This window comes from Bradyrhizobium sp. LA2.1 (genome assembly GCF_040547725.1).
Lineage (GTDB): Bacteria > Pseudomonadota > Alphaproteobacteria > Rhizobiales > Xanthobacteraceae > Bradyrhizobium > Bradyrhizobium barranii.
This window is the reverse complement of record NZ_JBEPQI010000045.1, coordinates 25,381-37,422: the sequence shown is the minus strand read 5'-3', so window position 1 is coordinate 37,422 and position 12,042 is coordinate 25,381. Positions and strand designations below refer to the sequence as shown.

The window sequence follows — 12,042 nt, the reverse complement described above, 5'->3', positions numbered from 1 at the left end:
CGTGCGATCTTTCCGCGAAAGGCGGACTTCTCTTGCTTCAGGGATCATCCATATCTTGAATCACGACTCACGTTCCAAGAAAAGTGGGTACTAGAGCCCTGAAAGCTGTCGTCCCCGCCCTTGCTATGGCCAGACATGTCGCCGCCCGCGTCACCGTAAAAGGTGTGGGTGCCGCCCTGTACCGTCTGAGTTATGAAACTGTCATCGCCGCCCTGAGCATGACCCGACATGGTGCCGCCAGCGTCGCCGAAGAACGTATTGATTTGCTGTCTGCCGGTACCACTCAAGAAGGTATCGTTGCCGCCCTTACTTTGGTCCGACATGTCGGCACCCGCGTCGCCGTAGGCAGTGACACCGGTCGCGGTGAGTCCGTTAAAAATGTCATCGCCGCCCTGAGCAGAATCGAAAATACTGCCGACCACGTCCCCATAGAATGTGTAGTTGGAAGGTCCGATTTCATCGAAAGTGTCGTTCCCTCCCTTCGAGAAGTCGAACATGCTGCCACCAGCATCACCGAACGAGGTCGGTGCGCCTGGGGTGCCTATCAGGTTGTCGTCGGTGCCGAATTGATGATTGACCAGGTCACCCGGGGTAAGCGGAACAGGCTGCCTGCGCATCGGAAGTCCTCCTCGGCTGCATCCAATACAATCTTAGGCTGTTTCGTCAGGCCAGCGAACCAACTATAAGTGGGTACATCCTTTAAGCCATCCCGTCCTAGAGGCCGAAGACGTCGCGTCTCGCTTCATCTAACCGGGATGAGGTATGGGCGGCTAGATCCGCTTTGGGTCACACGGCGACATGCCGAGATCTCGCCACGTGACAACTACATGCCGTAGCTTGCTCTTCCTGGTGCGGCTCCGAGACCCATCAATTCCCGATAGCGCAACAGCACGGCTTCGCGTAGCGCACGGCTTGAGCTCGATACGGAGCCGACTCCTAAGACGATCAGCAGCAAGCCCAACCAGGTCACCGCCCAGCCCCTCCCCTCATCGCCGGCCCCCCTAGGGCCCATGCCCACCGGCAGAACCGGGGGCATCGAGGCAGCAGCGGCGTCACTCGCAGCCGCAAGAAGCTTCTCTACGTCAACTTGGGGCGGCACGGAGAACTCCGACGTGAGCTGGTTGGTACGCCGATACAGGTCGGGTACCGCTGGTATCGGGGCCGTCGTGCTCGTTCCAAGTTCGGAAGCAGCCTCAGCTACTTTGAATTCAGGGACAGGGGGCTGAGACTGCTCGGCCGGTCTGGGCCGCAGCAACTCTGCGCGCGCGTCAACGACCGGGCTCCGCTTACGACTAGCCACGGGATCTTTAGCTGTGCGAGAACGAACGGGCTTCTTCACCGTCGCAATGCCCTCAGCCAGGAACCAACATTTGCGGCAACCATCGACTCGATAGACCCAATGCTGGCCATCGGGGACCGAGTCGCCGGGCCGCGCCAAGCATTCCGCTCGCGCCGGATAGGTCGGAGCACGTGCGCGCGGAGCGATATTGAACAAGTCGTCAAGAGGGTCGGAGGACGCGGGCATCGTTGAAAGAATTCCAGCGAGAGCAAAACCAGCGAAGCAAAATCTCAAATAACCGGACATCGAAAACTCCCGGTGTATCGCCCCCACCCCCTCGACCCTTCGCGCCGACATGGGCGGCCATACGGCTCAAAACTGGCGGCGCGGATTCATTGTGTTCGTGACTAGTCCGGGTCCGAAGCAGCCGCAGCTGCGAAGTGCAGCAGCCTGCCAAATCTCTTTCGCCGCGGCACTCGGACCGTGGCTTACGACCGTGGATGAGCTGGGGATTTGGCCGATCAGTTGCCATATCCCTTTGCACGTGCGGAAGAATGCGGCCAGGGTGCGAAGGAGTGGATATCCGCAAACGTTAATGGATCGGCCTGCAGGCGCTGCTTTCCGCGTTTACTGTTCGTATGTGCGTTGCAGAGCTACTGCCGTTGGGGCATCAGCGGAGGTGAGTCCTACCCTAGCTAGCCTGCTCAGTCCGCTTCAACCTGGGCCAGGAGCCGACTAGTTGGTAAGATTCGCGTTTGAACTCTCCCGCGCCGTCATTACTGTGACTGGATTGCCAATTGCCTTTCCCGCCGCGCGGATGGTGTCAATGAACAGCTTCGCGGCCGGGTTCAAACCAATCGGACCACCATGTCCTCTAGCTCCAAAGCTAGTATCGCCAAGAAAGCGCGCACGAAGGCTGAAGCGGATTTTGCCACCTGGCTCATGATGGCCAAGCTCGGTGGTTTCGATGACCTGCCGTCCAGCGCCCAAAGCTTTCTGACTAACTATCGAACTCGGCTCGAGACAATGAGCGAGGCCGAGTCCACGGCCCTAGCCGTTCGCGAGGTCTACAGCGCTTATTACAGCGAGATGGGAGGCGTGGGCGCGCCCCCGGAACCAAAGGCTCGCACACCAATGACAGAGGGCAAAGTCGTGCGGCTCAAGAAACGGCCTAATCAGCCCGGTCTATCGGCTGCACTGCATTCGACGAAGCCAATGATCCGAGAACCCCTTCCAGCACTGCTGATTTTCGCGAGCATGGTGGCTCTGATTGTCGCATATAGATTTCTGGCGCAGTAACACTGCCCGCGGATTGTGGGGACGAAGTGCCGCTCACAGTAACCGCGGACATCGCTGCACTTCGCATTTATGCCAAAGGCGGAAGTGATCCCGACTCGCGGCGTCGCGAAACGGCGATTGTGCGACACATTGAGAATGCGGCCGCCGCGCCGGCCCCTCCCCATTTTGGCTGCGGGGGCGAGCCACGTCCTCGTGTGCCGTCGGAGACGGGCAATGACCATAAGAACCTTTTGCACGCTCGCCGCCGCCATCTTTGCCTTGAGCGCGCTTTTGCAGTTGATCCGGATTGTGATGGATGGTCCGTCACCTTGAATGGCGTCGATGTGCCGTTTTGGGTGAGCTGGATTGCCGTCACCGTGGCGGGCGCGTTGAGCTTCGTCGGTTTCCGCGCCGCCATGCGCAGCTAATTGCTGGCAGAGCCCACCCGGGCCGATCTGTCGCCGGGCAGCGGAGCCACTTCCCTACTCGCGGATATCGAGCCGTCGTGCTCTACCGCGACAGCGGCTTAGTGCAATTCGCGTCGGTTTGGCATACCTGCATCCATGTCCGGTCTTCCCCGAACAGCCGACGCCGAAGTGATGGGTACGCTTCGACGCTAAGGGCCAAAGTCGGACTCAGGCGGCTACTAGGATGGGCTGTCCGAGTCTACCGGAACCGTGAAGTGAAAAATGGCGCCGCGGCCTTTATCGGCGGTCACCCATACTTGTCCTTCATGCGCCTCGATGATCGACCGGCAGATTGACAGCCCCATGCCCATGCCATCCGTTTTGGTCGTGAACATCGGGTTGAATATCCGATCCACGGCGCCGCCGGGCTCTAGACCTTCCCCCGTGTCTTCTACCGATACCATCACGTATCTGGAGTGATGGACTTCAGACCTTATGGATAGGACCCGCTCCCCATTCTTCGTGGCCATGGAGTCAATTGCGTTCGTAATCAAATTCACCAGCACTTGCTGGAGCTGAACCTGTTCGCCTCTTATCCGCGGCAGCCGTTTGTTAACGTCGGCTTGAACGGCGACCCGATGTCTCCGCAATTGGTCACGGACGACGGCCAGAGCTTCCTGGATGACATCGTCGATATCGAGCGAAGTCCGGGTCCGTGCACCCGTCTTGAAATGCACCCGGATATTTTCGATCACGGCGTCCGCACGGTGTCCGGTGGTCACGACGCGCCGAAATGCATTCCTGGCACTATCGAGGTCAGGCTCGACACGATCAAGCCAGTGCAATCCCGCGTTGGCACTGGCTATGATCGCCGTTAATGGCTGTTTGATTTCGTGGGCAATTGAAGCCGAGACGGCGTCGCCGGTCATCAGCCGCGCCTCACGTTCGCGACGTTGCGCCAGGACCGCGCCGAGCAGCTGCGCGTGAAGCGTCGTTATCTCATACAGCAGGACAAAGAGTACAAGAATGCTGGACACGAACCCGAAGACCCGGCCAGCATACCAGCCGGCGCTGAACCGGGCAAAACCGGGAAACGAGACCAGATAGATCTCAAATGCATATGCGCAAACAACCACCATCAGCCACAGATCGAGCACCGAACGCTGGCGCATCCAGAGCAAAGTGAGCGCAACTGCGTTCCACAGGATTAGACAACTGGCAATATAGAGCGCGAGGGTAGAAAAATGGACCGGGTCGAGCATGATGCGGGGCAAGTATGCCTCACCCACTGTGACAAGAACTGTCACGGCACACACAACGGCTGACGTCATCGCAACACTCGAAAGAATCGTCGCGCCCACTGAGCCCTCCCACAATCGCTTGGGCGGATCGGCAACCTTCAAAAGGGTATATGCGATGACGAACGTAGGAAAACCGGCGTACCTCAGAGCGTTGAGCCAATCCGTGCTCTGTAGCCCCGCGCCAAGCAGGCCAACTGGCGCGAACGCCCCTGGAAAGACCAGCATCCAGGGGACAAGCATGAGCCCCGTGAAGAGATACCCGGTTGAGATTGCGAGGAGGGCACTCGAACGCAGGGTGGCGAACTGGTTGAACAGCAGGACCGCGGTGATCATGTCATTCACGAACATCGCCGTGCCGTAGGCCGGGACGAAGCTATCGATCCGCGCCAGCTGGACGTTCGAGAGCGCCCCTGCCAAGATTAAGACGACGCCCAGGAAAGCGAGCATGACCGCAAGGGCAAGCCGTTTCTGCGCCCGGCCGGGCGGTAAGGTCGCAAGGGCGAAAGACTGATCCTCCGGGATAATGACGGCGGGCTTCATCATCGGAGCGAATCTTCCTAGCGGCTGGAACGCGCGGCACGAAGCTGCCCTGAGTTTCGTCTGGACGGAGCGTATGTTTTCGAGACGATGTTTTCAACTTGCCGAAGACGCGCTTGCAGGGTTTCGGTGGCCTGCTGCTAGTCCGGACCGGGCGGCACTTAAAGGTCCGCTTCGGGTCAAAATGCGAAGAACTCAGAGTGAGCAAAGTCAGTCCGCTCTACTCCACCAAGCGGACCTCAATGAAAGGTGTCGCCACTTCGCTGATGGGCCAAGGGCTGACTCATCCAATGCAGCAAACGGCACTCTTACTTGATCACCTCATCGATATCAGGATCACTCGCCTCCGTTCCCGGCATTGGTGAGCGCAGAGTGCATGGCGTAGACCGCAATTGCCGCTATGAGACCCGTGACAAAGAGCCCGAGGAAGCCAATTCCTATCGCAAGTGCGCGCGTCAACGTCTGCCTCGGGACGAGATCACCGTAACCAATTGTAAGGCCGGTAATGAAAGTAAAATAGACTGCATCCCCGAGAGACCAGCCCTCAACAAAACCAGTCAGCAAGCCCAGGGCAAGCTGAATCGCCAGAATTGCCGACAACACCGGCCACGTCACGTGAATGGCATGACCAAGCGCCAAGAAAAAGCGCCGCTGCAACGTTTTCGGTGTTGGTCGGTTCATGTCGGGGCGATCTCCGCAAATGCCGCGCTGCAGAAGTGGCGCAGCTCATCAACGGATCGACACAAAATTTAGTTCGGGCACTTCGCGGTTAGAAGCTCCGTGTCCCGATTGCTGCTGTGGACCCTCACGTACTACCGCCCATCTGATCGCGCCGATTTGTCAGGGCCGCTGGCGCTCGCGAGAAACACGTCGTGCTTGGGAAACTTCTCGAATAATTCCGACGGTTGGGCGAAATTGACGGCGAGCACGTCAGCGGGGTTGCCGGCAATCCACTGCGACAGATTGATCGTCTCGTAAGTGCCGGCGTTGAACCCAATCAGGATGCGCGCAGGCGTATTGCCAACATTTCGATCGAGTGCCCGTAGCCCTGCGGAATGTAGCCAACGTCGCCTTTCTCCAGCGTCTCGACGCGGAACCGTCCGTGGGAGCCGAACAGGGTGACGGACACCCGCCCGTCGATCACGTATTGCCACTCGTCCGCGTTAGGATGCCAGTGCAGCTCGCGTAACGCGCCAGGATCGAGATCGAGGATGACGCCGGTCACGGTCGTCGAGATCGGGAACCGACTGGCATCGACGCGCCACTCCCGGCCGCCCTTGTAGACCCCGTGTGGTTCCTGGGCGAGCAAACGGTATTTGTGCGTCTGCGGCGGCAGATTCACGCCTTGCAACGGGGGGGCCGGCTGTGCCGGAGCGATTGCCCCGCGGGCAAAATAGACCTCCGTCTTCGGAAACGAGTCAAACGTCGCCGCGGGCACGCCGAAGTTCTTGGCCAGAAGAGTCTTCGGCGCGTGGCCGATCCAGTCCGTGATGCTGAAGGTGCCGAACTCGGAAAAGTACCCGTTGTCGAAAATGAGAATAAAGTGGCAGGGCTGGCTACCGAGACACTGCAGCATGTGGCCGTGCCCGCGGGGAAAGTACCAGATATCGCCAGGTTCGAATTCGTTGGTCTCCGCCCGGCCCTGCGGATCGATGACCGTGGTGCGAACGCCGCCCTCGATGACGAATGCCCATTCGGCTGCTGTGGCGTGCCAATGAAGCTCGCGCATCGCGCCAGGTTCGAGCCGCATGGAGACCCCAGCAATGCCTTTGGAGATCGGCAGCTGCTTGACCGTCGCCTCCTTGCCGGAACTTTCGCCGATGACTTTTCCCTCGGATTTCTCCAGGGCGAACTTGAAGGTCGGCAGATCATCGGCCGCGAGAAGCGGATCGGGGACGTTGTTCATGAAGCTCGGATCGCCGGCCAGCGCTGGCTTTGCCGCGGCCACAGCTGCCGCAGCAAGCGCTGAGCCGATAAGAACGTCACGCCGCTGCACGTTTGACATGATGATATCTCCATGATGGCGTTGATCGTGATGTACCGACACCACGCGCCCGCTCGGGCCATTCATTGCGGCAGGTTGCCCCGACACCTGATGTCGCACTACCGAGCGACCGCGGTAAGTTGCTGGAAATATTTAGACCGCTCGCGGGCCGGCGCCCCGAATGCCTTGCCTCCTTTTGATGCAATGTTACAACTGGTCAAAACCACCGTACAGCGGTGTTAGTGTCAGCTTCGGGTCAGAAGCGGCCCATCACGACCAGGCAGCGCGACGTCCGCTCTAGACTCCCAAGCGGCCGCACATAAGGACAAACCCCTAGGCCACCTGCAGCACCGACGGGGCCCCCGCGCGACCCCGTTTTTATTTGCGGCCGATGGTCGTAGCCTCCACGTCCATGATCGCAGCCTTGGACGAGGGACATGTCGGTGGCTATTCGGTCGCTTATGGCCGCGACGATACTTATTTCCCGGTCTACGTCACGGCGGCGCTGGCCGCGATCTTCTGCACGGCCGCGCTTCTCACCGGCGCGCTCTACTGGCTTGCGCTCGCGGCGCTCGCGGCCGGGTTTACCTACTACAACATTCCGCTGCTCGAGACCGGCCGGCCCACAATCGGCGCGAACCAATACGGCATCTTCATCCAGGCCTTCGGCCTGATCCGGTGGCGCGCCATCGAGCGCATCGATCTTGTCGAGATCGCCGAGCGCGCCATGACGGTGCACGAACTCCAGATCGTGCTGAACGCACCGCTCAGCAGCGCGCTGGTGGCCGACTGGCGCAAGCAGCCGTTCTGGCGCTGGTTGATGCGCCTGCCCTGGCGGATGAGCCACACCAACATGGTGCGGATCAATGTCGAGCCGTTCGATCAGCCGCCGGACATGATCCATCGCACCTTCCTGCGGATGTGGCGCTACTACCGCAGCTAGCGACCACGCATGCATCACGTCCTCAGCACGAGGTGTGCGTAGGCCTCAGCCCTCATGCCGTAGGTCCATGCGACCGCTTCGCGCGCCGTGCGCAGATTGGCCGGCACCTGGAGGAAGAAATGCCTGCGCGTGCCGTCCGGCTCGGGCGTGGCGTTGACGACCTCCACGGCCGCCCAGGCGTCCGCGGCAAGCCAGTTGCGGCGCCACAGGATTCCGGTCTCGTCCTCGGCCACACAGGTGGCGCCGCCGAGCGCGACGTAACGTTCCGGCGTCATGATCTCGATCATGCAGCGGCGGACCTGGACGTCGACTTGCTCGTCGATCGCAGCGAGCGTGATCCGGTCCCGATGTTCGATGATCCAGCGGGGCACCTCCACCCCGCGCCAGGCCCAGATCGACCAGCCGTCGGGATAACGCAGTGCCGGACCGCTGGCGTGATGCAGCCGGTCGCGCGCGTCACCGCACATGAGGTTCGGTCGCTCCGCGAGCCAGCAGGTGTGCTCGTGCGGCTGTAGCCAGCCCACGCTCGTCGCGAGCTGCATCAGGCCGCGCAGCGGCTCCGTCTCTGCGTGCAGACCAAGGACCTCGCGGAGATAGTCATAAGCGCCAAGCCACGACAGATCGTGCGGCCCCGCTGCGCAGGTCGAAAAGCCCCGCGGAGCAGCGAGCGCCTGTAACACGCCGGAGAACGACAGGCCGGTTCGGCGCAGCTGGCCCAGCATGGACAGATTTTGCTCCGGCACGCTGCGTATCACCGCGTCGGCCGCAGCGGCGACCAGCAGGTCGGCGGGATTGACTGCGCTGTCGACCGCGGCAAGCACCTTCCGGTGAACCCGCGCTTCAGCCTGCGAAGCTATGCGCCGGCGCAGGCGATCGAGGAGACGAAAGCGCACATTGCCGCCGTCGCCCTGCGGCATCCGGCCGGCAAGCCCGGACAGCGCCAGCGGGCTGTCGCACCATACGATGCGGGCCGGCGGCTCCAGTCCTGCGGCCTCATAGGCAAGACGCACGCCCTGCTCCGGGGTGTCGCGATCGGCAGGCGCCGTTGAGCGTCGGATGGCTCTCCACCGCGCGCGGTAATCGCCCAACGCCGCCATCTGCCCCGCAGACAGCGCCTGCTCAGTCGGCGAGGACGCGCGCATCCCGAGGCCCCAGTTCACGCTGGCGGCGCACCCGATAGGTCCCTCGCGGCAGCGTCAGCGGCGCATGCTCCTGATGCGTCACCCGCGCATAGGCCGAGGCGATCTGGAGATGCCCGAGATAGAGCCCGGCCGGAATGTCGCGCGCCAGATCGTCGTCGCGAAACAGCGTCACGCGCTCGCGGATCGCATGACAATGTCCCGTGGCCTCGCCCTCCAGCAGGACCAGAGGCGCACCTTCGGCGATTTCGGCGAGCGTTCCCGATGGCGCTACATCGGGTACCCGCTCGATCAGCAGGTCACCTTGCGCAAAAATCTCGGTCATCGTGCCTTCTCCCGTGCCGGCGCATCCGCGGGGAACGCGGATGGCCGGATTCGTTCAACATTGCCGTCGGCGATCTAGTGCACGACCTCGCCATGCAGTGCGAGGTCGAGACCGTCGCGCTCCATATCCTCCGACACCCGCAAACCGATAAACAGCTTGATCACGTACAGGATGATCAGGCTGACGACGGCATCGTAGACAAAGACCGTGGCGACGCCGATGCACTGGTTGATGAACTGGCCCGGGTTTCCCTCCAGAGCCCCCGCGGTGCCGCCATATTGCTCGACGGCGAAGACGCCGGTGAGCAATGCGCCGACGATGCCGCCGACGGCGTGGACGCCGAAGCAATCGAGCGCGTCGTCATAGCTGAACATGTTCTTGAGCCCGGTGCATCCCCAGTAGCAGAGGACGCCGGCCGCGATGCCGATCACGAAGGCGCCGATCGGGCCGACGAAACCGGACGCGGGCGTGATGGCGACGAGGCCTGCCACCGCGCCCGAGCAGATGCCGACGACCGTCGGCTTGCCCTTGAGCGACCACTCAACCAGCATCCAGGTGAAGCCGGCGACCGCGGTCGCGATCTGCGTCACCAGCATTGCCATGCCGGCCTGCATGCCTGCCGTCACCGCGGAGCCCGCGTTGAAGCCGAACCAGCCGACCCACAGCAGCGAGGCGCCGATGAAAGTCAGCACCATGTTGTGGGCCGGTCCCGCCTCCTTGCGCTTGCCGAGCATGATGGCGCACATCAGGCCTGCCACGCCGGCATTGATATGCACGACAGTCCCGCCGGCGAAGTCGAGCACCTTGACCCAGGCGGCGTCGTTGCCGGAGGCGAAGATGCCGTCAGGGCCCCACACCCAATGCGCGACCGGCGCGTAGACGAAGATCGCCCACAGGCCGATGAACCAGAGCATCGCGGAGAACTTCATCCGCTCGGCGAAGGCCCCTGCAATCAGCGCGGGCGTGATGATCGCGAACGTCATCTGGAAGCAGATGTAGACGCTTTCGGGGATCGTCGCCGCGAGCGGATTGGGGTTGCCGATCCCGCCCTTGCCGATGTCGCTGAGGATGTCCTTCAGGAACATGCGGTCCAGCCCGCCGATGAACGGCGTGCCGGCGCGGAAGGCCAGGCTATAGGTCAGGATCGCGAACAGAATCGTAACTAGGCAAGTCACCGCAAAACTCGTCATCACGGTGTCGCCCACGTTCTTCTTGCGCACCATACCGCCATAGAACAGCCCGAGCCCCGGGACCGTCATCATCAGCACCAGCGCAACGGAGGTGAGCATCCAGGCGGTGTCGCCGGGATTGGGCGTGCACTTCTCGAGGATCTTGCCGCCGCAGGCTGGCGGGCCCGCATCCTCCGCGAGCGCAACGTCGCCGAGGGCGAGGTAGAGCAGTGCAATTCCCAGCAACGCGACCACCAATGTCACGAGCCTTTGGCGGGTGGATGTTCTTGATTCCATCATCGTCCTCCCAAGTCGCAAGAGATGTCTTCTGGGCCCTGTTGAGTGGAACCGCAGAGATGATCATGCGCGCCGGCGCGACGACGCCAGCGAGATCAGCTCGGATTTTCGGGACACAATGAGCGCGGCTCGGCGCGATGAGGTCGTCGAGCGTCGATGGCTGGAGACTGGCACCGACCAGCCTCATGGCTTATCGGCCTTTCCCTTGTCGCCAGATCGGAAAGCGTCAGAGACGGTTCCAATTCTTGGTCAAAGGACATGCAAGATTCGCACCATCGACACGATTCATTCAAGCTACTGAATGCGCTTCGATTCCAGTTTGCTGCTTTGCGGCAACCGCGCCACGCGCTGCATCACGCAGCAGCCCATCGCCCAACGAATGAGCAGTGGCTGACGATGCCTATGCGGTTCGCATCAAGGGCGGCGCGGTCGGCTTGATCAGCGCAAACGCGATCTCGACGATGCCGGCGGCGAGCCCCACCGCCACGCCGATGCGCCAGGCCATGTTGTAGGAACCGAGCGCGTCGTAGATCAGCCCGCCGCCATAGGTGTAGTCGACCGGCCGCCGCTGCCGCTCCGTCGCCGGGTCGAGCGGGTCTTTGGCCGCCAGCACGTTCAACAGCATCGCCGCGTCGCGCACCGTCCGCGTCATCGGCCCTGCAGTGTCCTGGCTGTGCGCGATCGGCACGATCCCGGCCCGGCTGACCAGCCCAACGGTCGGCTTCGCAGTGACGAGGCCGTTTTGGCTCGCGGGATACTGCAGCGAGCCCGACGTCTCGGTGCCGATCGAGGCTGCGCACAGGCCGGCCGCCACCGCGACAGCCTAGCCCGCGCTCGATCCGCCCGGCGGCACGACCGGGATGCCGCGATCATCCATCAGCGCCGGCGCGTAAGGGTTCTTCACTTGACCGCCCATTGCGTGGCACTACGCCAACTGAAGCGATGGGCCAACTGCAGACATGCTCGAGTATGTAAGGTTGGCTAACTACTCGGGTAATCCGGCCGTCTGCAATGCCGCGCCGAGCTTCGTGGCGAGCGCCGGCGCGCAGTCAACATCGCCAAACTGCTGACTGATCCTAAAATTGGGCTGCAATTCAATTACGCGCGCAGCGGCTGCCTTCGCCTCGTCGAACCGGCGGAGCGTGACCAGGGGCCCGATCAGGATGACATAGTTGATGCTGTGCCCTGGATTGGACTGCACCGCCCGGTAAGCCGCCTTTGCCGCCTCATCCGGTCGCTCCAAAAGAAAGTGTCCGAGCGCCTGCGAGCCAAACGCCGCGAACGACCAGGAATCGAACGGAGACAGCCGCAGCGCGCGCTCGCCCCACGCAATTTCCGGTTCCGCTTCGGCGGCCCACATGAACACATGCCTTCCGGGATATC

12 protein-coding genes are annotated in these 12,042 nt (G+C 62.0%); 3 read left to right on the top strand and 9 right to left on the bottom strand.

Annotated features, from left to right (window positions below; translation table 11 throughout):
• Positions 1-44: 44 nt before the first annotated feature.
• Positions 45-617 (bottom strand): hypothetical protein, encoded by a 573-nt coding sequence (locus tag ABIB95_RS45025; RefSeq protein ID WP_354248910.1) that lies wholly within the window; start codon positions 615-617, stop codon positions 45-47.
• Between the two features lie 1,529 nt (positions 618-2,146).
• Here ABIB95_RS45025 and ABIB95_RS45020 point away from each other — a divergent pair.
• Complete coding sequence (locus ABIB95_RS45020; RefSeq protein WP_354248909.1) at positions 2,147-2,578, top strand: hypothetical protein; 432 nt, start codon at positions 2,147-2,149, stop codon at positions 2,576-2,578.
• A 26-nt stretch (positions 2,579-2,604) separates the two neighbouring features.
• Positions 2,605-2,985, top strand: a complete 381-nt coding sequence (locus tag ABIB95_RS45015; RefSeq protein WP_155256205.1) for a hypothetical protein — start codon at positions 2,605-2,607, stop codon at positions 2,983-2,985.
• A 218-nt stretch (positions 2,986-3,203) separates the two neighbouring features.
• Here ABIB95_RS45015 and ABIB95_RS45010 read toward each other — a convergent pair whose 3' ends face one another.
• The 3 genes from ABIB95_RS45010 to ABIB95_RS45000 form a co-directional block, all read right to left on the bottom strand.
• A complete protein-coding gene (locus tag ABIB95_RS45010; RefSeq protein ID WP_259187929.1) occupies positions 3,204-4,808 on the bottom strand; it encodes a sensor histidine kinase in 1,605 nt (534 codons plus the stop codon).
• Positions 4,809-5,138: 330 nt separating this feature from the next.
• A complete protein-coding gene (locus ABIB95_RS45005) occupies positions 5,139-5,483 on the bottom strand; it encodes a potassium channel family protein (protein WP_028160647.1) in 345 nt (114 codons plus the stop codon).
• A 316-nt stretch (positions 5,484-5,799) separates the two neighbouring features.
• Positions 5,800-6,807: a cupin domain-containing protein gene (locus ABIB95_RS45000; protein ID WP_354248908.1), complete on the bottom strand. Its 1,008-nt coding sequence runs from the start codon at positions 6,805-6,807 to the stop codon at positions 5,800-5,802.
• 391 nt (positions 6,808-7,198) lie between these two features.
• Here ABIB95_RS45000 and ABIB95_RS44995 point away from each other — a divergent pair, with 391 nt between their 5' ends.
• Positions 7,199-7,729, top strand: a complete 531-nt coding sequence (locus ABIB95_RS44995) for a hypothetical protein (RefSeq protein ID WP_028158031.1) — start codon at positions 7,199-7,201, stop codon at positions 7,727-7,729.
• Positions 7,730-7,743: 14 nt separating this feature from the next.
• Here the strand turns inward: ABIB95_RS44995 and ABIB95_RS44990 are convergent, their stop codons facing one another.
• From ABIB95_RS44990 to ABIB95_RS44970, 5 genes are all read right to left on the bottom strand, one after another.
• A complete protein-coding gene (locus ABIB95_RS44990) occupies positions 7,744-8,871 on the bottom strand; it encodes a DUF6745 domain-containing protein (RefSeq protein WP_354248907.1) in 1,128 nt (375 codons plus the stop codon).
• Positions 8,849-9,193, bottom strand: coding sequence for a DUF8820 family protein (locus ABIB95_RS44985; RefSeq protein WP_049826351.1), 345 nt, complete (start codon positions 9,191-9,193; stop codon positions 8,849-8,851). Before ABIB95_RS44985 ends, ABIB95_RS44990 begins: the two co-directional genes overlap by 23 nt.
• A 74-nt stretch (positions 9,194-9,267) precedes the next feature.
• A complete protein-coding gene (locus ABIB95_RS44980; RefSeq protein WP_028158034.1) occupies positions 9,268-10,662 on the bottom strand; it encodes an ammonium transporter in 1,395 nt (464 codons plus the stop codon).
• A gap of 397 nt (positions 10,663-11,059) precedes the next feature.
• Complete coding sequence (locus ABIB95_RS44975; protein ID WP_354248906.1) at positions 11,060-11,473, bottom strand: amidase family protein; 414 nt, start codon at positions 11,471-11,473, stop codon at positions 11,060-11,062.
• Between the two features lie 171 nt (positions 11,474-11,644).
• On the bottom strand, positions 11,645-12,019 hold the full coding sequence (locus ABIB95_RS44970) for a hypothetical protein (RefSeq protein WP_354248905.1): 375 nt from the start codon (positions 12,017-12,019) through the stop codon (positions 11,645-11,647).
• Positions 12,020-12,042 lie beyond the last annotated feature (23 nt).

Bases quoted from the DNA above. Each gene is read 5' to 3' on its own strand.
- ABIB95_RS44980 (WP_028158034.1), bottom strand. From the start codon at position 10,662: ATGATGGAATCAAGAACATCCACCCGCCAAAGGCTCGTGACATTGGTG.
- ABIB95_RS44985 (WP_049826351.1), bottom strand. From the start codon at position 9,193: ATGACCGAGATTTTTGCGCAAGGTGACCTGCTGATCGAGCGGGTACCC.
- ABIB95_RS44990 (WP_354248907.1), bottom strand. From the start codon at position 8,871: ATGCGCGCGTCCTCGCCGACTGAGCAGGCGCTGTCTGCGGGGCAGATG.
- ABIB95_RS44970 (WP_354248905.1), bottom strand. From the start codon at position 12,019: ATGTGGGCCGCCGAAGCGGAACCGGAAATTGCGTGGGGCGAGCGCGCG.
- ABIB95_RS45025 (WP_354248910.1), bottom strand. From the start codon at position 617: ATGCGCAGGCAGCCTGTTCCGCTTACCCCGGGTGACCTGGTCAATCAT.
- ABIB95_RS45000 (WP_354248908.1), bottom strand. From the start codon at position 6,807: ATGTCAAACGTGCAGCGGCGTGACGTTCTTATCGGCTCAGCGCTTGCT.
- ABIB95_RS45010 (WP_259187929.1), bottom strand. From the start codon at position 4,808: ATGATGAAGCCCGCCGTCATTATCCCGGAGGATCAGTCTTTCGCCCTT.
- ABIB95_RS45020 (WP_354248909.1), top strand. From the start codon at position 2,147: ATGTCCTCTAGCTCCAAAGCTAGTATCGCCAAGAAAGCGCGCACGAAG.
- ABIB95_RS44995 (WP_028158031.1), top strand. From the start codon at position 7,199: ATGATCGCAGCCTTGGACGAGGGACATGTCGGTGGCTATTCGGTCGCT.
- ABIB95_RS45005 (WP_028160647.1), bottom strand. From the start codon at position 5,483: ATGAACCGACCAACACCGAAAACGTTGCAGCGGCGCTTTTTCTTGGCG.